We start from the raw sequence: 2,372 nt of genomic DNA, 5'->3' as shown, positions 1-2,372 counted from the left end.
CGACTCTATTCTAACTGAGATGATGGGCTCCGGCTCATTTTCTATGAAAAAAATGAAAGAAACAGGGGAAATCGAATCCCGCTGTTTTTCTGGAGGGGGCTGGCCAGCCCCCTCCAGAAAAACAGAACCCCCTGCTCATTTCCTCATATTCAGATCACCCTATTTACACAAGTATACGGACTTAACTAAAACGTGTGGCTACTCATTATGCGAAGCAAAGTGGCATAATAAAGTGAGATGAAAAATTCTAATCAGACAGCAAATATTCCCACCATTTTAGTCAACGCTTGCGAAACACAAGCACAAAATCTAGCCACACGACTTAATTGTAATTATAAGACAACGTGGCTAGAAATCTATAGAATGTTCTTCGTCAAATGGTAATGTATTTTGATATACTTTTACCTGCTGCTTTCATACTTTTAAATGATAAACACAAGTATACTTATAACATGGATTATCTGAAAAACTAGGGATGGGAAACTGATGATATATACGTTAAACAACGTAACTTCGAAATCGTTTGATGGATATACTTTTGGAGAATCATTGAATCAAGTGAATATCTTTTTTGGTCAAAATGGAAGTGGTAAGTCAGCACTATCCAATTGGATACAAGGGATTGATCCTGATCATACACGGGTGTTTGATACACAATACGTTGATCGTAACATACGTCAAAGATCAACGATTGAAGGAACTAATCTAATTGTTGGTAAAAATCAGATAGATCGTACAGATGCCATTCAACAGGCGAATGAAATTCTGGAATTTCTAAATTCTGACACATCCACACAGCATGCCATTACCAAATTAAAAGCAAACTTGGTTAATGAGATGAATAAGATAATGGATCAGGTAAAAAAAGATTTTGATACTTCCGTCATCAAACAAAAGCCCAATGCCAAACAAGATCCTATTAAAGCACTACAGCTATGGTATGAAGAAATCACTCGATACCAAGATGTCAAGTCTGACGTCTCTTCCGCAAAGGAAATTGATGTGGAACTGAGTAAGATTACGACACTCAAAAATCAACTTAATCCGATTCTTCAAAATCTCGATAGTAAACGAGAGATCCAGTTTGCCAACCATATGAAGAAGGTCGTAATTAAACCGGAGAGTAGCGTTGCAGACGTTGTTGTAAAATGGCTTGAACAAGGTAGAATACTGCATCGCCTTGATGAGCAAGATGATGGTGAAAATGAAGAATGTTTGTTCTGTGGCAGTCAGTTTATTGTTGGTGATGTGAAGATGCACGTGTCTGAACGGATAGATTCTGAGTATGCAGCTTTGCAAAAGGCGATAGCAAAATTCCAGACGGATCTCAAGGCAGCACTGGTAGAAATTCAGAGCCTACCTTCTTCAGAAATTTCCAATGAAGTAATTTTAGACGCTAAGGATAGTATTTCTTTGATTTTGCAAACATTGCAGAAGAAGGCGAACAGTACAGAGTCGGTAATAGCACTCAAAGATGGAATTTTTGATGGTATACATAATCTAAATTTCGAGGTGGCAAAGGTATCAGCAAGTCTTGTTACTTGTGAACAGCAATATAGGCGTGAGCAGGCAAATATAGAGAATCTTGCCAAACGAAAAATTGGCCAACAACTTAAGGCTAGTCTCACCGTTCAGGAACAGGCTACTCAACTTATTGACTTGCTGCAAAAGCGTAAATATGAAAATATTTCTCTAGCTCTTTCTAGAAAGTACCTTGAAAAGCTAGAAAGTGACACGAGCGACTTGTTAGGTTTCAAAAATTTGGTTAACGATACTCTCGCATCGATTGGTCTTGGCTTTCGTCTTGAATTTAATAGAATCAAAACCTCCACGTTCGATGCAGTCATTAACTCCGAAAATTCGATTATTGACATTAATTCGTTAAGCGAGGGAGAGTTAAGACTTATTGCTTTCGTGCAGTTTTACTTTGGACTTTTTTCAGAGTATGGAGTCAATGCGCAAACGCATGTCTCGAAAAAGATGAATCCAACAATTAGTACAATCGTTCTTGACGACCCAATAACCAGTATTGATTCGAATAATCGCTATTTTATGACCTCGGTTATCAACTCATTCTTGAGTGAGTTCAAGTCATCTGATATTAACGTGTTTATCTTTACTCACTCACTATTTGATTTCCATAATATAGCATATCATTCTGGAGAAGAGACTAGTCACTATCGAATCTTGAAAGATGTTACAGGTCATAGCAAGATTGAGCTGTTGTCCAAGACTTCCTTTAAAACCTGAATTCCCGGAATTTATAACGATGGATAACTTACACCGAGAGCATCATAGAGCGCCTTTTGCTTCTTTGTGAGTTCACCCAGTACCCGTCCGTGATCCGGAGCTTCGAAGCATTCGATGGTGTC

At 38.2% G+C, this 2,372-nt stretch carries 2 protein-coding genes; both read left to right on the top strand.

The window, feature by feature from the left end; all coding sequences use genetic code 11:
- A partial coding sequence (locus E4665_RS18400) for a hypothetical protein (protein WP_206663606.1) occupies positions 1-241 on the top strand: 241 nt, incomplete at its 5' end.
- Positions 242-486: 245 nt separating this feature from the next.
- A complete protein-coding gene (locus E4665_RS17955) occupies positions 487-2,250 on the top strand; it encodes an AAA family ATPase (protein ID WP_135350174.1) in 1,764 nt (587 codons plus the stop codon).
- Positions 2,251-2,372 lie beyond the last annotated feature (122 nt).

Origin of the sequence: Sporolactobacillus shoreae (assembly GCF_004684935.1) — a bacterium.
Lineage (GTDB): Bacteria > Bacillota > Bacilli > Bacillales > Sporolactobacillaceae > Sporolactobacillus > Sporolactobacillus shoreae.
Note: the sequence above shows the minus strand (reverse complement) of the source record. Positions and strands in the feature narration are given on the sequence as shown.